Below are 17,265 nucleotides of genomic sequence, written 5' to 3'. Positions count from 1 at the left end.
ACCTGTCGGCCGCCGGAGCGCGGGAGTCGTGCCCGGCCGGGCACGGGGCGATGACGAGCAGGACGGCCGCCCGGCGTGCGGACGCACCGGCTTTCGGTAACGCGTTCTATTCCCTGTGCGCGAGGGCCGCGCGGCCCTCGCGCGCAAGCGAGAACTCCCGTGGAGAGAAGACATGACTGCTGCCGAGACCGGGCGGCTCGCCGCGATCCCCGAGGTGAGCATGGCCCTGGACGACCGGAGTCCCGAGGTCCCGGAGATCATCCGGGGCACCGGGCACCTGCCGGAGATGCGGGTCGACCCGATCGGGCTGTTCCACCGCGTCCGCGAGGAGTGCGGCGACATCGGGCGCTTCCGGCTCGCGGACAGGGACGTCGTGCTGGTCAGCGGCGCCGAGGCGAACGAGGTGTTCTTCCGGGCGCCCGACGGCCAGCTCGACCAGGCCGCCGCGTACCCGTTCATGACGCCGATCTTCGGCAAGGGCGTCGTGTTCGACGCGTCCCCCGAGGAGCGCCAGCAGATGCTGAAGAACCAGGCGCTGCGCGGGGACATGATGCGCGGCCACGCCCGGACCATCGAGGCGGAGATCCGCCGCATGGTCGCGGACTGGGGCGACGAGGGAGAGATCGACCTCCTCGACTTCTTCGCCGAGCTGACGATCTACACCACGTCGGCGTGCCTGATCGGCAAGCCGTTCCGCGACGAGCTCGACGGCTCGTTCGCCCACCACTACCACGAGCTCGAACGCGGCACCGACGCCATCGCCTACGTCGACGCGTACGCCGAGATCGACAGCTTCCGGCGGCGGGACGAGGCCCGCAGGGAGCTGGTCGCCCTGGTCGGGGGGATCATCGAGCGCCGCAGGCGGCGGGGCAAGGTGCCGCGGGACCAGCGCGACCTGCTCGACGTCCTCATCTCCCTGGACATGAGCGCCGACTACATCACCGGCATCTTCATCTCGATGATGTTCGCCGGTCACCACACCACCAGCGGCACCGCATCGTGGGCCGTGATCGAGCTCCTGCGCCATCCGGAGATCCTCGCCGAGGTGGTCGCGGAGCTCGACGCGCTCTACGCCGACGGGACCGAGGTGTCCTTCCAGGCGCTGAGGTCGATCCCCGTGCTGGAGTCGGCGCTGAAGGAGACCCTGCGCCTGCACCCGCCCCTGATCATCCTGATGCGGCTGGTCCGCGAGGAGTTCGACGTGCTCGGCAGCACCGTCCCCGCCGGGACGCTGATCGCGGCGTCCCCTCGGGTCTCCAACCGGATCGAGGCCGACTTCCCCAAGGCCGGGGACTTCGACCCGGGCCGCTACATCGATCCCCGGCAGGAGGATCTGCAGAACCGCTGGAGCTGGATCCCGTTCGGCGCCGGAAGGCACCGCTGCGTCGGCAACGCGTTCGCGATGATGCAGATGAAGGCGATCTTCTCCGTCATCCTGCGCGACTTCGCGTTCGAGCCCGTCGAACCCCTGGACTCCTACCGGGACGACACCTCCAAGATGGTGATCCAGCTACAGCAGCCGTGCCGGGTCAGGTACCGCAGGCGCGCGGGAAGGTGAGGCCGATGCGAGTCGTCGCGGACACGAGCGTCTGCCAGGGGCACCAGCTCTGCCAGCTGGAGGCCCCCGACGTGTTCGGTTTCGACGCCGGCGAGGACGTGGTCGAGGTCCTCGTCGAACGTCCGGACGAGTCGCGCCGCAAGGACGTGGCCGCGGCCGTGAAGTACTGCCCCGCCTTCGCGCTCTCTCTCGAAGAGGATTGAGGAAACGACGTGAGCGACTCCAGCGACCTGACCCGCGCCGAGATCGACGAGTTCTGGGACTCCTGGCTGGCGGCCAACCGCGAGGCCGAGCGGACCGGCGACTGGCGCGTGCTGGCCGAGTCCTACGCCGAGGACGCGACCTACGGCTGGATGTACAGCCCCGACGAGCACTTCATGGCCGTCGGCCGCGACCAGATCCGGGACTGGGCGATCGGCATCGAGATGGACGGCCTCGACGGCTGGCACTACGACTACCAGGCGACCGTGGTCGACGAGCGGAAGGCGATGATCGTCGGCTTCTGGAAGCAGCGCTCGGGGATCGTGAACGAGGAGACGGGCCGGGAGTACGAGGTCCTCGGGATCGGCGGCTCCTGGTTCGGCGTGGCGCGGCAGGCGAAGGGCCCGGACGCCGGCCAGATCAAGATCGCCTGGCAGCGCGACTGGTTCGACATGCCCTCGACCGCCCACACGTTCATGGAGATCCTCCAGTCCGGCAAGGCGCCCGAGACCCTGCTGCGGCGGATGAAGGTGGCCGGGCACGACGTCCCCGGCCACTACCACTACGACGAGCTCACCTCGACGCTGTGGCCGCCGCCGGTCGAGCGGGGCGACTACGTCACCCAGGAGCCGGGAGGCTCCCCCGAGGCGGCGAAGTGACCGGCCCCACGGCCATCCGCGTCCTGCACGTGGCCACCGGCAACGTCGGCCGCATCGCCCTGGGGCAGTTGATCGAGGACCCCCGCTTCGAGCTGGCCGGGCTGGTCGTGTCGAATCCCGCGAAGGTCGGACGGGACGCGGGCGAGCTCGCCGGGCTCGACGTGGTCACGGGCGTCGCGGCCACCGCCGACCTGGACGCGGCGCTCGCCGCCCGGCCGGACTGCGCCGTCTACTGCGCGATCGGCGAGACCCGGCTGCGGGACGCCCTCGCGGACATAGCGAAGATCCTCGCCGCGGGCAGCGACGTCGTGGCCTCCTCGCCGGTGCCGCTGATCTACCCCTGGGGGCTGCTGCCGGACCGCATGATCGGTCCCATCGAGGACGCCTGCCGGGCGGGCGGGACGAGCGTCTTCGTCACCGGGGTGGACCCCGGATGGGTCAACGACCTGCTGCCCTTCGCGATCGCCAGTACCTGCCAGCGGGTGGAGAAGGTCGTCTGCTCGGAGATCGCCGACTACGCGACCTACGACGGCGGCCCGGTCCTGTTCGACTTCATGGGCTTCGGGCGGCCCCTGGAGGACCTGCCGAGGATTCTCCAGCCGGGGATGCTGGCCGCGTCGTGGGGCGTCAGCCTCCGGATGCTGGCCCGCGGGTTCGGCTTCGAGCTCGACGAGATTACCGAGTGGTTCGAGCGGGAGCCGGCGCCGAAGGCGTTCGACGTGGCCGCGGGCCACATCCCCGCGGGCGGGATGGCGGCCGTGCGGTTCCAGATCCGGGGCGTCGCCCGCGGCAGGGAGGTCCTCGTCGTCGACCACACGACCAGGCTCCGCGGCGACCTGCGCCCCGACTGGCCGCAGCCCGCGCAGGACGGCGGCTCCTACCGGCTGGAGATCGTCGGTGAGCCGTCCTACCGCGTCGACGTCTGCCCGACCAGCGCCAAGGGCGACCACAACTACGCCGCCATCGCCGCGGGCGCCGGGCGCATCGTCAACTCGATCCCCGAGGTGATGGCGGCGCCGCCGGGGCTGCGGACGCCGCTCGACCTGCCCTTCGGCACCGCCCGCGGCGTCTTCGCGACCGCGCTGGCCGACTAGGACCCCCGACGGAAAGGGCACGAGCAATGGGACGTGTGGACGGCAAGACCGCCCTGATCAGCGGCGGCGCCCGCGGTATCGGCGCGGCCAGTGCCCGCGCCCTGGCCGCCGAGGGCGCCCGGATCGTGATCGGCGACATCCTCGACGAGGAGGGCGAGGCCGTCGCGGGCGAGCTGGGCGACGCCTGCCGCTACGTCCACCTCGACGTGACCAGCGCCGAGGACTGGGCGGCCGCCGTCGAGACCGCCGTCCGCGAGTTCGGCGCGCTCCACGTGCTGTTCAACAACGCGGGGATCGCCAACGGCGCGGCGATCCAGCGGTTCAGCCCGGAGAAGTGGCAGCAGATCATCGACGTCAACCTGACCGGCCCGTTCCTCGGCATCCGCGCGGCCGCCGACGCGCTGATCGCCGCCGGGGGCGGGTCGATCATCAACAACTCCTCCATCGAGGGCCTTCGCGGCACCTCCTGGGCGCACGGCTACGTGGCCTCGAAGTGGGGGCTGCGCGGCCTCACCAAGTCGGTCGCCGTGGAGCTCGCCCCGCACGGCGTCCGGGTCAACTCGCTGCACCCCGGCCTGATCCGGACGCCGCTCACCGAGGGCATCCCCGACGACATGGTCCCGATCCCGCTCGGACGCCCCGGCCTGCCCGAGGACGTCGCGTCCTTCGTCGTCTTCCTCGCCAGCGACGAGTCGTCCTTCGCGACCGGATCGGAGTTCGTCGTCGACGGGGGGACCGTCCAGCAGATCCCGCACAGGAGCTGACGCGCGGCCGGCCGCTCCCCCGCCGTCCGACCGAACCGAGAACGGGCGCCACCGGCGACCGATGAGCAGAGACGGACCGATGAACCCACAGACCTCCCCCGGAACGGCCATCCCCCAGGTGATCCCCGCCGCGGACCTCCCCGGCGACGCCGAGCGGTTCGACGTCGTGGTGGTGGGCTTCGGGATCGCCGGCGGCTGCGCCGCGCTGGAGGCCGCGCGCTCGGGCGCCCGGGTGCTGCTGCTGGAGCGGGCCGCCGTCCACGGCGGCACGTCGAGCATGTCCGGCGGCCACTTCTACCTCGGCGGGGGCACCGCGGTCCAGCGCGCCACCGGGCAGGAGGACTCGGTCGAGGCGATGGCGCGCTACCTGACGGCGACCTCCAAGGACCCCGACGAGCGGAAGATCCGGGCCTACTGCGAGGGCTCGGTCGCCCACTTCGAGTGGCTGGAGGCGCTCGGGTTCGAGTTCGAGCGGTCCTACTTCCCCGGCAAGGCCGTGATCCAGCCCGGCACCGAGGGCCTGATGTTCACCGGCAACGAGAAGGTGTGGCCGTTCCGCGAGGAGGTCCGGCCGGCGCCCCGGGGGCACAAGGTGCCGGTGCCCGGGGACACCGACGGCACGAAGCTGGTCATGGACCTGCTGCGCGACCGGGTCGAGGAGGCGGGGGTCGAGGTCCGCTACGAGACGGGCGCGACCAACCTGGTGGTCGACGCCGGCGGCGCGGTCACCGGCGTCGCCTGGAGGAACTACGACCGGACCGGCGTCCTCGCGTGCGCCGCGGTGGTGATCGCGGCCGGCGGCTTCGTGATGAACCCGGACATGGTCGCGGCCCACACGCCGGCGCTCGGCGGGAAGCTGTTCACGCTCGGCGGCACCTACGACGACGGGCTCGGGATCCGGCTCGGGCGGTCGGCCGGGGCCGCGCTGGAGCACATGGACGAGCCCTTCGTCACCGCGCCGTTCTACCCGCCGTCCTCGCTGGTGAAGGGGCTGATCGTCAACAGGCGCGGCGAGCGGTTCGTGGCCGAGGACAGCTACCACGCGCGCACGTCGTACTTCGTCCTCAGGCAGCCCGGCGCCGCCGCCTACCTGATCGCCGACAGCGACCACATGGAGGAGCAGCGGATGCCCCTCGTGGTGCTGAAGGACGGCTACGAGACGATCGAGGAGATGGAGGGCGGCCTGGGGCTTCCCCCGGGCTCGCTCGCCGCGACGATGGCGCGCTACAACGAGTACGCCGCGCGGGGCGAGGACCCCGACTTCCACAAGCACCCCGACTGGCTGGCGCCGCAGACGAACGGCCCGTGGGGCGTCTACGACCTCACCCTGGGCACCGCCCTCTACGCCGGATTCACGCTCGGCGGCATGGCCACGACGGTCGACGGCGAGGTGCGGCGGGAGGACGGGTCGGTCATCGGCGGGCTCTACGCGGCCGGGGCCTGCGCGTCCAACATCGCGCAGGACGGTGCGGGCTACTGCTCGGGGACCCAGCTCGGCGAGGGCTCGTTCTTCGGCCGCAGGGCCGGCCTCGCCGCGGCCGCGCGGGGACGCGGCGCATCCCGGTGAGGGGACGGGCCGCGGGCCGGAATGTCGGTGCGGTCGCCTAGCCTCTCGGGAACCGAGCAGCGGGAGGCAGCGTGGCCGCATTCGTCCTCATCCACGGCGCCGGTGACGTCGGCTGGTACTGGCATCTCGTGGAGGCCGAGCTCCGTGCGCGCGGCCACGAGGCCGTCTCGCCGGACCTCCCCTGCGACGACGACTCGGCCGGCCTGCCCGAGTACGCCGACACCGCGGCCGCCGCCGCCGACGACCGGACCGGCCTGATCGTCGTCGCGCAGTCGTTCGGCGGCTTCACCGCACCGCTCGTCTGCGAGCGGGCGGCCGTGGACATGCTCGTCCTGGTCGCGCCCATGATCCCGGCGCCGGGAGAGTCGCCCGCCGCCTACTGGGGCAATACGCGGTACGAGGAAGAGGAGCGGGAGAGCCACGACGGCACCGTCGCCCTGTTCTACCAGGACGTCCCGGCCGATCTGGCGGACGAGGCGCTGCGGCGGTCGCGGGGCCAGTCCGAGGCCCGGATGGGCGAGCCGACGCCGATGCGGGCCTGGCCCGACGTCCCCACGAGGGTCCTGGTGTGCCGCGACGACCGCCTGTTCCCCGCCCGCTACCTCCGCCGGGTCGCCCGCGAGCGCCTCGGCATCGTCCCCGACGAGATCGACGGCGGGCACACGCCCGCGCTGAGCCGGCCCCGCGAGCTGGCGGACCGCCTCGAGGCCTACGCCGCCGGGCTCGGCCCGCGCGACGGCCTCCGGGAGGGCACCTCCGGGTGAGCACATCGCGGCGGCCGGGCCGCCCCGCGACCCGCTCGGGTCGCGAGGCGGCCGGCGTCCGTACCGGTTCACACGGCTGAGGGCTCCAAGGGGGGGTCTTGCACGCGCAGCAGGACCGGCCAGGTCATGGGGCCGACGATCCCGTCGTCGTCGACGTGGCCCCACCGCTGCACCGCCTTCACGGCCGCCTCGGTCTTGGCGTCGAACGTGCCGTTGATGGAGACCTCGGGGTGGCTGCGTGCCAGTAGCAGCCCTTGCACGGTCTCCACGTCCTCGCCGGTATCGCCCCTGCCGAGCATTGGAAGGTTCTTCACCATCTTCTCCGTCCAGTCGTCGTCGTACGCGGGTCGTCCGTAACCGGCGATGTCGGCGGCGGCGCGGATGCGGCGGCGCACCGCGTCGCTGGTGTTTCCCTCGATCGCTTGCAGCCGCCCGCCGCCGAGCGAGAACTCGACCACGCCGACGTGGTCGATCGCACCGATGTTGTCCGTGCCGCCCCAGTCGTAGAACACGATGTCGCCCGGCTTGGCGGCGTTCACGTTCGCGGCGGTTCCGCTGTGCCAGCGGCCGATCCTCTGGAAGTCCTGGGCGTGCGTCACGGTGTAGGCGCGGTCCCCGGCCGGGAGGACGGCCCCGGCGTTGCCGCTGTGCCGCGCCCAGTAGGTGACGGCCATGTCGCACCAGCCCGCGAGGAGGTACTCGTCGCCGTGCCTGGACGCGTACTCCCGGGTGATGACGTTCGGCCGCCCGGAGATGCCGATCGTGCTGCGGGCCTCGGCGACCATCTGCGCCGCGGTCATCGCTCCTTCGCCTCCTCGCCGAGGGGTGGGCCGCGGAAGAAACCGTCGCGGTCCGGGGCGCCGAAGAGGCTTTCGAGAACCTCCTGCTCGTCGGGCTCCGTGGGGTTGTGGACGGCGGGGTGGACGTCCACCTCGTCCATGTGCTCTAGCTCCTGGTTCATGCTGCCTCCTGGACATTCGGGCATTTCCCGCTTCGCGGGGGTCACTGTCACTGCTGACGGTGATGGTTGTGACACCTTCCGTTACTCCTAGTTTGCGGCCAGGTCGGACGTTCATCCTGAGTCGATCAGAAAGAGTGTTATGGCCTCACCAGCAGTTCTTCCGCGCCGCGCCAGCCGGGTGCCGGATCGCGCGGCCGGGCACCCGGGTGCCGGGCGGTGGCCCGCGGTCGAAGATCCCAAGCGTTGCTTCGGCGGCTCCGGCGTACGGCTACGGTGAGCGGACTACGTCTGCGAGAGCGGGAGCACAGGGTGGCAGGCAACGAGCACGACTCCGTCGTCCGGATCCGCGACGACGTCCCGGCGTCCGCCCGGGTGTACGGGTGGGCACTGGGCGGCAAGGACAACTACCAGGTCGACCGCGACTTCGCGTTGAAGACGGCGCCGGCGTTCCCCGAGTCCATCGACATCACCCGGCAGAACCGGCTGTTCCTCTACAGGGCCGTGCGATATCTCGCGGCCGAGGCCGGGATCCGCCAGTTCCTGGACATGGGGTGCGGGCTGCCGACCGACAACAACGTCCACCAGGTCGCCCAGCGGTTCGCGCCGGACGCCCGCGTCGTCTACGTCGACCACGACCCCATCGTGCTCGCGCACGCCCGCGCGCTGCTGGCAGGCGACGGGTCCACCGTCGTGATCACCGCCGACTTCCGCGACACCGAGACCATCCTCGCCGCGCCCGAGGTCGAGCGCCTGATCGACTTCGACGAGCCGCTGGCGGTGCTGTTCCTGTCGGTCGGCCACCACCTCACCGACGCCGACGACCCGGGCCGGATCGTCCGCACGATCCTGGACCGGGCCGCGCCCGGCAGCCACCTCGCGTTCTCCCAGATCGTCTGCTCCGACCCCGACCGCGCCGCGGACCTGGACGCCCGGATGCGCGCGGCGGGCATCCCGTGGCAGAACCGCACCCGCGACGAGGTCGACGCGCTCCTGCGCGACGGCCTGGAGCCGGTCGAGCCCGGCCTGGTCAACCTGATGCAGTGGCGGCCCGACCCCGACCAGCCGCCCCTGCCTCCCGTCCCGGACGAGCTCACCCCCTTCGTCGGGGCCTCCAAGATGGGCCGGGACTTCTGCGAGTACGGGGGCGTCCTCCGCAAGGCCTGAATCTCCCGGTCTCCGCGCTCCGACACCGAGGCGCCGCGAAGCGCGCGGCAGAGGGCGCGAGCAACACCGGCGGCGCACCCGGTCCGCCTCCACGGGGACCCGTCGCGGGCGGTCCCCGTCAGGTCGCCGCCAGCTCGTACGCCACCTTCTGCTCGTCGAGCCCTCGCAGCACGTCGGCCTCGGCTCCGTCGTCGACGATGATCCGGTCGAAGGCCGACAGCGGCGCGACCCGGTGGAGCGCCACCCGGCTGAGCTTGGAGTGGTCGATCAGCAGCACGCCGCGGGCCGCCGCGCCGAGCATGGCGCGCTTCACCGAGACGATGCGCTGCTCCTGGTGGTAGGCGAACCCGCCGGAGACCGCGGACGTCGACACGAAGCACAGGTCGACGTTGAGCGCCTCGATCGCGTCCACGCACGAGACCCCGAGGAACGAGTCGTGCAGCGGGTCGTAGTCGCCGCCGAGCGCCATCAGCCGGATGTCGCGCTCGCCCGACAGCAGGTTGATGGCCTGCAGGAAGTTGGTCACCACCGTCAGCGGGGCCATCCCCGCCAGCCGCCGGGCCAGCGCGAGCGCCGTGGTGGAGTCGTCGAGCATGACCGCCATTCCCGGCTCGACCATCTCGGCGGCCTTCGCGGCGATGGCGTCCTTGGCGGGCCGCATCGACTTCATCCGGTAGGCGACGTTGCTCTCGAACACCCCGGACGGCTGCGCGGTCACCCCGCCGCGGTGCTTGCGGACGACGCCCTGCCGCTCCAGCTCGTCGAGGTCGCGGTGGATCGTCATGAGGCTGACGCCGAAGCGCTCGGCGAGCCCGGCGGCGGAGACCGACCCCGCGGAGAGCACGATGTCGGCGATGTCCTGCCTGCGTCGCTCGGGCCCGGCCGCTCCAGCACGCGCGTCCCCGCTCTCCCTGCCCATGCCGGAACCTCCCACCGGCCGGCGCGCGCGACCGGGTGTCGGCGAGGGGCCGGGCGGCACACAAGGTAACACGTTCGGATGGTTTGTTAACACGAGGGTCAGTCCAGTTGACCTTCCTCGGTCGACCCTGCTTGCACCCCCGCCAGGGCGGTGAAGGCGTTCGGGGCCTAGGCGGTGGTGGTCCGGCGCGGACGGGCCGCGGGCCTGGCCGGGTGGCGGGCCGGGCGCCAGGTGGCCACCAGCGCGAAGGCCAGCAGGAGTTCGGCGATGTCGCCGCCGTAGTACATGAGTTCGGCGCCGCCGCGTACCTGGGCGATGGGTGCGTGGATGTCGATGAGGAACCCGCCGTAGATGAGCTGGGAGACGGTCGCGTGGACGGCGACGGCCACGCCGAGGGCCACCAGCCGGGCCAGGACGCCGGGACGGGAGGGCGCGGGATCCGGCCCCGCGATGACCCAGGCGAACAGGCAGCCGGACAGCAGGAAATGGATGTGCAGCGCCATGTGCAGAGCCGAATGCTCCATGGTCGCGTTGTACAGCGGGGTGAAGTAGACCAGGGGAAGAGTGCCCGCGCTGAGCACCAGGGCGGGAACCGGATGGGCCAGGATCCGCAGGGGGACGCTGCGCAGGACGCGGGTCAGCGTCCTGGCGCGGGCGGCGGGAACAGCGCGCAGCAGCACCGTTATCGGGGCGCCCAGAACCAGTGCCGGCGGCGCGTACATGCCGATGAGCAGGTGCTGGAGCATGTGCCCCCGGAAGTCGCGGTCGGCGAACGCGTCCAAGGGCGCCGACAGCGCGAGCGCGAGAAGCGCGCAACCGGTCAGGAACGTCACCGCGCGCATCCATCCCGGGCCCCGTGCCGGGTTCCGGCGTCGGCCACGCCACCACAGCGCCATGTAGGTCGACGCGACCAGCCCCACGAGAGCGAGAGGCACAACCGTGTCCAGCGGAGTGCCCCCGCCGTGTTCGTGCATCGGGTGGGCCGCCGCTTGGAGGAGCTGCGTTGCGGGCGTCATGCGTCCCGTCCCGGGGTGGGCGCGGGTCCGTCAGGTGCGCCGGACGGCGACAGCGGCTTGGCGGTGCGCTGGACGACGTAGCCGACGGCGACCAGGACCACGCCGAGCAGAAGGAACCCGATGTCCCACCAGATCTGGTGAGGGCCGCCGTGGACGTGGTGGATGCCCAGTATCTGGTGGTCGACGATTCCTTCGACGACGTTGAACAGCCCCCAGCCGACCAGGATCCAGCCCCACAGCGCCGCCGAGGTCCACACCCGGCGGCGCTGGTGCGTGACCCGCGAGTACAGGACGGCGAGGCCGGTCAGGACCGACAGCCAGCACACCACGTGGAAGACGCCGTCCCACACCGTGTTCATCTCCAGCCCAGACACGGTGTGCGGCGAGTAGTACTTCACCCCGATGTTGTCGGTGTTCGTGCTGGTCAGCATGTGGTGCCACTGGAGCAGCTGGTGCAGCAGAATGCCGTCGACGAACCCGCCCAGACCGACCCCGAGGACGATCCCCGGCAGTCGCAGGTCCACCGGCGTCAGGTCCGCGCGGCCTTCTCGAACGGTCGCGGTCATCTCTCTCCAATGCGTGGATGGGCGGATTCAGCGGCTGCCGTGCGTTCGGTAGGGCTCGGCGTCGCTCCACTTGACGTCCAGGCCATGGCCGGGGCGGTCGGGCGCCGGGACGAGGGCGCCGTCCTCCGGGGTGAGCGTCCCGTCGAAGAGCAGCCGTTCGACGCGGACGTGGTCGTGGAAGTACTCGAGGTGGCGCAGGCGGCCGACCGCGCAGAACGCGTGCGCGGAGACCGCGGGGGCGCAGTGGGCCGACAGGTCGGTCTGCCGCGCCGCGGACAGCCCCGCGACCTGGAGGAGGCCCGTGATGCCGCCGCAGCGGGTGACGTCGGCTTGGAGGCAGTCCACGGCCGGCCCGTCCAGGAGGCCGGCGAAGTCCTTCAGGACGAACCCGTACTCCCCCGCCGCGACCTCCAGCCGTCCCGGCCCCTGGTCGCGCACGAGGCGCAGGCCCTCGACGTCGTCGGAGCTCACGGGCTCCTCGAACCAGCGGACGTCCCACACCTCGGCGAAGCGGCGCGCCCAGTACAGGGCGTCCTTGCGCGTGAGGGCCCCGTTGGCGTCGGCGAACAGCTCGGGGCCGTCCCCGATCGCGTCCCGGACGGCCGCGAGCCGCCGCGGGTCCTCCTCCGGGCGCCGCGACACCTTCAGCTTGACCCGCGGGACGCCCTGCTCGACCCAGCCGGCGAGCTGGCCGGCCAGCCGGTCCAGGGGGTAGTTCGTGAAACCGCCGCTGCCGTAGACGGGGACCCGGTCGTGGAAGGCCGGCAGCACCCTGAACAGCGGGAGTCCGAGCAGCCTCGCCTTGAGGTCCCAGAGCGCGACGTCGACGGCGGACACCGCCATCGCCCCCACTCCGGACCGTCCGGCGTTGCGGATCGCGGCGGACATCCGCTCCCACGCGGCGGGCGGTGCGAGCGCGTCGGCGCCCCGGACCGCGGACGCCAGCGCGGACTCCACGAACGCGGCGACCGAGACGTCCCCGTAGGTGTAACCGATCCCGGTCTGCCCGGCGGCGTGCGCCTCGACGATGACGATGGTCGTCGAATCCCAGCGCAGCGTGCCGTCCTCCTCGCCGCCGCCGGGGCCGTCGGTGGGCACCTCGAAGGCGTGCACACCGAGGCCGTCGACCTCGACAGCGCCCCGCGAACGCATCGGCTCCCCCTTCTTCGGCGTCAACCTTCCGTTGGCCACTGGGACCGGACCTAAACAAAGGCGGGGGGCTGGGCGGCGTACCATACCTAGGAGTATGGTTCCGCACCATGGAGTATGGAGACGGGATCGCGCGCCGCGTCCGGGACCTCGCGCCGACGCTCGCCGAGCGCGCGCCGGACGCCGAGCGGGCGCGGCGGCTGCCCGACGAGACCATCGCCGACCTGGCCGGGACCGGCCTGTTCGACATGCTGGTGCCGAAGCGTTTCGGCGGCGCCGAGCTCGGGTTCGAGGAGATGGCCGCGGCGTGCCGCGAGGCGGGCGCCGGCTGCGCCTCGACGGGCTGGCTGTCGGTCATCTACTCGCTCCACAACTGGATGGTCGCGCTGTTCCCCGAGCAGGCGCAGGCCGAGGTCTGGGCCGACCGGCCGTACGCGCTGATCCCCTGCGTCCTGTCACCGGGCGGGACGGCGGCGCCGGCGGAGGGCGGGCACCGGGTCACCGGGCGCTGGTCGTGGGGCAGCGGGGTGATGCACGCCGGACACGTGATGGTGATGGCGCTGGTCGCCGAGGGCGACGCGATCGAGCCGCGGCTGTTCCTGCTGCCGCGCGAGGAGGTCGCGGTCCACGACGTCTGGCACACCAGCGGGATGCGGGGCACCGGAAGCAACGACATCGAGGTGCCGGACGTGTTCGTCCCCGCGCACCGGTCGGTGCCGCTGGCGGACCTGGCGGAGGGGCGCTCGCCCGGCTCCCTCGTCCACTCCGGCGCGCTCTACCGGACGCCGCTCGTGCCCGTGTTCGCGCTGACCGGCGCCGCGCCCGTGCTCGGCGCGGCCGAGGGCGTGCTGGCACGGTTCGCCGAGCGGACGCGGGGCCGGGTGATGGCCTACTCCGGCGAGCGGCAGCGCGAGACGGCGGGCGCGCAGGTCCGGCTCGCGGCGGCGACCGCGGACCTGGCCGCGGCCCGGCTGCTGCTGGAGGACGCGCTGCGCGGCGTCGTCCGCGCCGTGGCGGACGGAGGCTGCGACCTGCGGCGCCGCGCCAGGGCCCGGCTGGTGGCGGCGCACGTCGCCGGGACCGCCCGGCGGGTCGTCAACGACCTGTGCTCGGCGGCCGGGGCGAGCGCGCAGTTCACCGACTCGCCCTTCCAGCGGGCGCAGCGGGACGTGAATACGATCACCGGGCACGTGGTGTTCGAACCGGACGCGGCGTACGCCCTCTACGGCAGGATCGAACTGGGCCTGGACCCCGGCCCGGTGGCCCTGGTGTGACGGCGGCACGGCGGCGAGGGCGGGGGGCGATGACGGCCGGCACGAGAACGGGCGGCGGGAAGACGGGCCGGCCCAGGGTGGCGCGGCGCGACTGGATCGAGGCGGCCTACGGGGAGCTGGCCCGCGCCGGCGAGCGCGGGGTGGCGATCACCGCGCTGGCGGCCCGGCTCGGCGTCACCAAGGGCAGCTTCTACTGGCACTTCCGCGACCGCCCCGAGCTGATGCGGGCCCTGCTGGACCGGTGGGCGCACGAGCGGACCGACGAGATGCTGGGCCTCGCGCTCGGCAGCACCGCCGACCCGCGCGAGCGGCTGCGCCGCATCCAGGCGCTCGGCCGCGAGGTCGCGCCGATCGACCGGGCGATGCGGCTGTGGGCCCAGCACGAGCCGGCGGCGGAGGATGCGGTGCGGCACGCCGACCGGGCGCTGCTCGGGCACATCGTCGCCTGCCTGGAGGACCTCGGGTTCGACGCGCGGGAGGCGCGCCTGCGGGCGCGGCTGATGCTGCGCGTCTGGGCGGGCGGCTATCTCGTCCCCGAGTCCGAGTCCGACCCGCAGGAGCGCACGCTGGAGATCCTCCTCGCTCCGTAGGCCCGTCCCCGGCGCGCGGTCACTCCCGGCGGACGAAGCCGTGGCGCGCCAGCATCTCGGCGAGCTGCCGTCCGGCCGGGGTGAGCTCCCTGCCGAGCCCGCGGCACGCGGCGCAGCGCTCCTTCTCCGGCTCGGACGGGCGGGCGTTCATGTGGTCGTCGATGGCGCGTTCCACGGCGGTGACGATGGCGGGCTCGGGGGCGGCGGGCCGTTCGGGCGCGGCGACGGGCGGGGCCGCCGGCGTGGCGGCCTGGGCGGGGCGCCACTCGTGGGCGCGGCGGGCGGCCTGGGCGACCGCGATGAGCTCGCCGGCCCGCCGGTGCCAGGCGAGCCACTGCTCGTTCGGCGTGGTGCCCGAGCCCCCGCACTGCGCGCAGTCGTCCTCCAGCGCGTCCAGGAGCCGCGCCACCAGTCCGGCGCTCGCCGCCCGGTCACCCACTACGGTCACCTCGCGCAGGCTTCACGATCCCTGTCCATTCACGCCGTCGCCGTCCGGGTCCCGCGGGCCCCCTCACCTCGTACGCGCGCCAGGCCCGCGGGGTTCGGACGGGCGCCGGTCATCGCGGCGCGCCGATCATTTCGACGGCGCGCCCCGCGGCCGCCCGCCTCCGGCGGCGGGGCGGGGCCGGTGAGCGGGGCGCCGTGTACGCTCGGGCCCGGCCGTCGCGTCGCGACGGTCCGAACCCCTATCGTGGTATCGCCCGCGACCGCACCGCCCGGTCCCCGACCGGGGGCGGCGCGGCGGGGGGCCGCCGAGGGCCGGGGTGAGGGGCCGCCAGAGGGGACTCCGTGCGAAAGGCTGGGGTGTGAGTCAGCGACGACCGCGGCCGTCAGGCGAAGAGCAGGCGGGCGAGTCGGCCGGCGCCGTTCCGGACGACGTCGCGGCCGCCGTGGAACGCGTGCTGAGCGCTACCACGCTGCTCTGGAACCGCGCGGACCAGGGCCTCGAACCCGCCATCTCGCCGATCCAGCTGCGCGCCGTGGAGGTGATCGCGAGGTTCGGCCGGCTGAACCTCGGCGGGCTCGCCGAGGAGCTCGGCGCGATCCCCTCCTCCACGAGCCGGCTGTGCGACCGGCTGGAGGCGGCCGGGCTCATCGTGCGGGAGACCGCCCGCACCGACCGGCGCGAGATCGTGCTGCGGCTGAGCGACCAGGGCGAGCGGCTGCACGCCGAGCTGGTCCGGCGGCGGCGCGCGGCGGTGCGCGACGTGCTGGCGCAGATGTCCCCCGCGTCCCGGGGCCGGCTGCTCGACGCGCTCACGGAGTTCGGTCAGGCGGGCGAGAGGCGGGAGCGCGGCAAGGGGGTCCTCGGGTCCCGGACGGCCTGATCGGCGCCCGCTTCCGGCCCGTTCGCAGGCGCGTCCTTCGCGGCTCGATATCAAGTATTTGCCATATGGCAAACTCTTTGGCAGTCTTCCCGTGCGGTCCTGCGTCAGAGACGGGGCGGACCCGAGTAAACAGCCGCGTTCCCGCGGTCGGACGGGCGGTCGAGGGGGGCCGGCCGCTCCTGCGGTCCGGCCGCCGTACCGCAGGAGCGGCCGCACCGGGACGCGGCAGCGCCCGCCGTGCCGGCAGGCAGTGATGAGATGGGGTCTCGATGAGCACGCAGGGCCGCCCGGCCGGGGATCAGGACGGCCGCACGGCCGGAGGCGGGCAGGGCCGACCGGCCGGGGCCGGGCGGGGACGACCGGCCAGGATCGAACGGGCGCTGCGCGCCGCGCCCGCGTACGCGCTGCCCGAGGTGCTGGCCGCGACGCTCGCGCACGAGTACCCCGGCGTCTCCACCACCCGGCTCCTGGTCTGCGACTACCACTCGCGCGCCCTGATGCCGGTCGCGCCCCTCCTGGCCACGCCCCGGCTCGACGGTCCGCCGGTCCCGGACGGCAGGGCCTCGGCCGCTATCGAGGCCGCCGAGGAGGTCGCCGAGGAGGAGGCCGCCGAGCCGATCGGGATCCGGCAGAGCCGGGCCGGGCGCTCGTTCGCCGCGGGTCGCGTCATGGTCTCCCCCGCGGAGGACGGCGACGGATCCGGCGAGACCGGGACCTACATACCGGTCAGCGCGCGGGGCGAGCGGCTCGGCATCCTCCAGGTCGGCTCGTCCGGCCCCTGGAGCGCGGGCGAGATGGCCGAGCTGGCCGAGATCGGCGAGCTGCTCGGCAGCGCGCTGAAGGTCGCGTGGAGCCGGACCGACCGGTACGAGCGGGCCAGGCGGCGCCACCGCCTCACGCTCGCCGCCGAGCTCCAGTGGCAGCTGCTTCCCGGCCACGCGCACGCGGACACCTCGTTCAGCCTCGCGGGGCACCTGGAGCCGGCCTACTCGATCGGCGGCGACAACTTCGACTGGTCCGTCGAGCACGACCACCTGGCGCTGACCGTCACCAACGGCGCGGGCACCGGCATCAAGGCGGCGCTGCTGACGTCGCTGACCGTCGGCGCGCTGCGCAACGCGCGCCGTTCGGGCGCCGACCTCGGCGAGCAGGCGAGCCTGGCGAACGACATGGTGCACGTGCGCTACGGCGGCCGGGAGTTCACCGAGACCCTCGTCATGCGGATCGACCTGATCGAGGGGACCGTGCACGTCATCGACGCGGGTTCCCCGCGGCTCCTGCTGATGCGCGGCTCCGAGGTGACGCGGGTGCCGCTGGAGCAGCAGCTCCCGCTCGGCATGTTCCCCGACACCGAGTACCGCCCCCAGCGGTTCGCGCTGGAGCCCGGCGACCGGCTGGTCATCGTCAGCGACGGGGTCTTCGGCGCGAAGGCCAGGAGCGGCGAGTACGGGACGCACCTGCTGGAGCAGGCCACCCGGCGCAGCCGCCTGCAGCCCGCGGCCGAGGTCCCGCTGACCGTCATCGACGAGCTCATCGAGTTCCACGAGGGGACCGACCTCGCCGACGACGCCGTCGTGGTGTGCTTCGACTGGCACAGCTCGTCCGGCGGCGCCACCCCGGTCCCGCCCGCCCGGACCCTGCACGGCGAGTCCGCGATCTGACGGGGGCCGCCCGCGGGCGGTTCCCGGCCG

General features: G+C 73.3%; 19 protein-coding genes. 12 read left to right on the top strand and 7 right to left on the bottom strand.

Annotated features, from left to right (window positions below):
• The first annotated feature begins 172 nt into the window (after positions 1-172).
• The 7 genes from FKD65_RS34845 (at position 173) to FKD65_RS34815 (ending at position 6,607) form a co-directional block, all read left to right on the top strand.
• Positions 173-1,558: a cytochrome P450 gene (locus FKD65_RS34845; protein ID WP_302931563.1), complete on the top strand. Its 1,386-nt coding sequence runs from the start codon at positions 173-175 to the stop codon at positions 1,556-1,558.
• Positions 1,559-1,563: 5 nt separating this feature from the next.
• The gene (locus FKD65_RS34840; protein WP_141582859.1) at positions 1,564-1,761 is read left to right on the top strand and encodes a ferredoxin; all 198 of its coding nucleotides are present in this window, start codon (positions 1,564-1,566) and stop codon (positions 1,759-1,761) included.
• Positions 1,762-1,770: 9 nt separating this feature from the next.
• Positions 1,771-2,418, top strand: coding sequence for a nuclear transport factor 2 family protein (locus FKD65_RS34835; RefSeq protein WP_205718349.1), 648 nt, complete (start codon positions 1,771-1,773; stop codon positions 2,416-2,418).
• A complete protein-coding gene (locus FKD65_RS34830) occupies positions 2,415-3,512 on the top strand; it encodes a diacylglycerol kinase (protein ID WP_141582857.1) in 1,098 nt (365 codons plus the stop codon). Before FKD65_RS34835 ends, FKD65_RS34830 begins: the two co-directional genes overlap by 4 nt.
• 26 nt (positions 3,513-3,538) lie before the next feature.
• Positions 3,539-4,276: a glucose 1-dehydrogenase gene (locus FKD65_RS34825; RefSeq protein WP_141582855.1), complete on the top strand. Its 738-nt coding sequence runs from the start codon at positions 3,539-3,541 to the stop codon at positions 4,274-4,276.
• Between the two features lie 79 nt (positions 4,277-4,355).
• Positions 4,356-5,843 carry an FAD-binding protein gene (locus tag FKD65_RS34820; protein WP_141582853.1) on the top strand — a complete coding sequence of 496 codons (1,488 nt, stop codon included), beginning with the start codon at positions 4,356-4,358 and terminating at the stop codon, positions 5,841-5,843.
• A gap of 71 nt (positions 5,844-5,914) precedes the next feature.
• A complete protein-coding gene (locus FKD65_RS34815) occupies positions 5,915-6,607 on the top strand; it encodes an alpha/beta hydrolase (RefSeq protein WP_141582851.1) in 693 nt (230 codons plus the stop codon).
• Between the two features lie 68 nt (positions 6,608-6,675).
• Here FKD65_RS34815 and FKD65_RS34810 read toward each other — a convergent pair whose 3' ends face one another.
• Together FKD65_RS34810 and FKD65_RS34805 are read right to left on the bottom strand one after the other, a co-directional pair.
• Positions 6,676-7,407 (bottom strand): peptidoglycan-binding protein, encoded by a 732-nt coding sequence (locus FKD65_RS34810; protein ID WP_141582849.1) that lies wholly within the window; start codon positions 7,405-7,407, stop codon positions 6,676-6,678.
• Positions 7,404-7,568, bottom strand: a complete 165-nt coding sequence (locus FKD65_RS34805) for a hypothetical protein (RefSeq protein WP_240809752.1) — start codon at positions 7,566-7,568, stop codon at positions 7,404-7,406. Before FKD65_RS34805 ends, FKD65_RS34810 begins: the two co-directional genes overlap by 4 nt.
• 309 nt (positions 7,569-7,877) lie before the next feature.
• On the opposite strand from FKD65_RS34805, the gene FKD65_RS34800 reads away from it, so the two are divergent.
• A complete protein-coding gene (locus FKD65_RS34800) occupies positions 7,878-8,732 on the top strand; it encodes an SAM-dependent methyltransferase (RefSeq protein ID WP_141582845.1) in 855 nt (284 codons plus the stop codon).
• Positions 8,733-8,850: 118 nt separating this feature from the next.
• Here FKD65_RS34800 and FKD65_RS34795 read toward each other — a convergent pair whose 3' ends face one another.
• The 4 genes from FKD65_RS34795 to FKD65_RS34780 form a co-directional block, all read right to left on the bottom strand.
• Positions 8,851-9,651 carry a DeoR/GlpR family DNA-binding transcription regulator gene (locus tag FKD65_RS34795; RefSeq protein WP_141582843.1) on the bottom strand — a complete coding sequence of 267 codons (801 nt, stop codon included), beginning with the start codon at positions 9,649-9,651 and terminating at the stop codon, positions 8,851-8,853.
• A 167-nt stretch (positions 9,652-9,818) separates the two neighbouring features.
• Positions 9,819-10,547, bottom strand: a complete 729-nt coding sequence (locus FKD65_RS34790) for a cytochrome c oxidase assembly protein (RefSeq protein ID WP_240810389.1) — start codon at positions 10,545-10,547, stop codon at positions 9,819-9,821.
• A gap of 116 nt (positions 10,548-10,663) precedes the next feature.
• Positions 10,664-11,233, bottom strand: a complete 570-nt coding sequence (locus FKD65_RS34785) for a DUF2243 domain-containing protein (protein ID WP_141582841.1) — start codon at positions 11,231-11,233, stop codon at positions 10,664-10,666.
• A 27-nt stretch (positions 11,234-11,260) separates the two neighbouring features.
• A complete protein-coding gene (locus tag FKD65_RS34780; RefSeq protein ID WP_141582839.1) occupies positions 11,261-12,385 on the bottom strand; it encodes an enolase C-terminal domain-like protein in 1,125 nt (374 codons plus the stop codon).
• Between the two features lie 107 nt (positions 12,386-12,492).
• Here FKD65_RS34780 and FKD65_RS34775 point away from each other — a divergent pair, with 107 nt between their 5' ends.
• Together FKD65_RS34775 and FKD65_RS46395 are read left to right on the top strand one after the other, a co-directional pair.
• Complete coding sequence (locus FKD65_RS34775) at positions 12,493-13,656, top strand: acyl-CoA dehydrogenase family protein (RefSeq protein WP_141582837.1); 1,164 nt, start codon at positions 12,493-12,495, stop codon at positions 13,654-13,656.
• A 29-nt stretch (positions 13,657-13,685) separates the two neighbouring features.
• Positions 13,686-14,246: a TetR/AcrR family transcriptional regulator gene (locus FKD65_RS46395; protein WP_205718347.1), complete on the top strand. Its 561-nt coding sequence runs from the start codon at positions 13,686-13,688 to the stop codon at positions 14,244-14,246.
• A gap of 19 nt (positions 14,247-14,265) precedes the next feature.
• On the opposite strand, the gene FKD65_RS34765 is transcribed toward FKD65_RS46395, so the two are convergent.
• Positions 14,266-14,694 carry a hypothetical protein gene (locus FKD65_RS34765; RefSeq protein WP_141582834.1) on the bottom strand — a complete coding sequence of 143 codons (429 nt, stop codon included), beginning with the start codon at positions 14,692-14,694 and terminating at the stop codon, positions 14,266-14,268.
• Positions 14,695-15,052: 358 nt separating this feature from the next.
• Here FKD65_RS34765 and FKD65_RS34760 point away from each other — a divergent pair, with 358 nt between their 5' ends.
• Together FKD65_RS34760 and FKD65_RS34755 are read left to right on the top strand one after the other, a co-directional pair.
• The gene (locus FKD65_RS34760; protein ID WP_168221287.1) at positions 15,053-15,574 is read left to right on the top strand and encodes a MarR family winged helix-turn-helix transcriptional regulator; all 522 of its coding nucleotides are present in this window, start codon (positions 15,053-15,055) and stop codon (positions 15,572-15,574) included.
• Positions 15,575-15,843: 269 nt separating this feature from the next.
• Positions 15,844-17,235, top strand: coding sequence for a PP2C family protein-serine/threonine phosphatase (locus FKD65_RS34755; protein WP_141582830.1), 1,392 nt, complete (start codon positions 15,844-15,846; stop codon positions 17,233-17,235).
• Positions 17,236-17,265 lie beyond the last annotated feature (30 nt).

Origin of the sequence: Actinomadura sp. WMMA1423 (assembly GCF_006547145.1) — a bacterium.
In the GTDB taxonomy this organism is placed as follows: Bacteria; Actinomycetota; Actinomycetes; order Streptosporangiales; family Streptosporangiaceae; genus Spirillospora.
Note: the sequence above shows the minus strand (reverse complement) of the source record. Positions and strands in the feature narration are given on the sequence as shown.

Bases quoted from the DNA above. Each gene is read 5' to 3' on its own strand.
- FKD65_RS34795 (WP_141582843.1), bottom strand. From the start codon at position 9,651: ATGGGCAGGGAGAGCGGGGACGCGCGTGCTGGAGCGGCCGGGCCCGAG.
- FKD65_RS46395 (WP_205718347.1), top strand. From the start codon at position 13,686: ATGACGGCCGGCACGAGAACGGGCGGCGGGAAGACGGGCCGGCCCAGG.
- FKD65_RS34810 (WP_141582849.1), bottom strand. From the start codon at position 7,407: ATGACCGCGGCGCAGATGGTCGCCGAGGCCCGCAGCACGATCGGCATC.
- FKD65_RS34805 (WP_240809752.1), bottom strand. From the start codon at position 7,568: ATGAACCAGGAGCTAGAGCACATGGACGAGGTGGACGTCCACCCCGCC.
- FKD65_RS34785 (WP_141582841.1), bottom strand. From the start codon at position 11,233: ATGACCGCGACCGTTCGAGAAGGCCGCGCGGACCTGACGCCGGTGGAC.
- FKD65_RS34780 (WP_141582839.1), bottom strand. From the start codon at position 12,385: ATGCGTTCGCGGGGCGCTGTCGAGGTCGACGGCCTCGGTGTGCACGCC.
- FKD65_RS34845 (WP_302931563.1), top strand. From the start codon at position 173: ATGACTGCTGCCGAGACCGGGCGGCTCGCCGCGATCCCCGAGGTGAGC.
- FKD65_RS34840 (WP_141582859.1), top strand. From the start codon at position 1,564: ATGCGAGTCGTCGCGGACACGAGCGTCTGCCAGGGGCACCAGCTCTGC.
- FKD65_RS34775 (WP_141582837.1), top strand. From the start codon at position 12,493: ATGGAGTATGGAGACGGGATCGCGCGCCGCGTCCGGGACCTCGCGCCG.
- FKD65_RS34755 (WP_141582830.1), top strand. From the start codon at position 15,844: ATGAGCACGCAGGGCCGCCCGGCCGGGGATCAGGACGGCCGCACGGCC.
- FKD65_RS34790 (WP_240810389.1), bottom strand. From the start codon at position 10,547: ATGGCGCTGTGGTGGCGTGGCCGACGCCGGAACCCGGCACGGGGCCCG.
- FKD65_RS34820 (WP_141582853.1), top strand. From the start codon at position 4,356: ATGAACCCACAGACCTCCCCCGGAACGGCCATCCCCCAGGTGATCCCC.
- FKD65_RS34825 (WP_141582855.1), top strand. From the start codon at position 3,539: ATGGGACGTGTGGACGGCAAGACCGCCCTGATCAGCGGCGGCGCCCGC.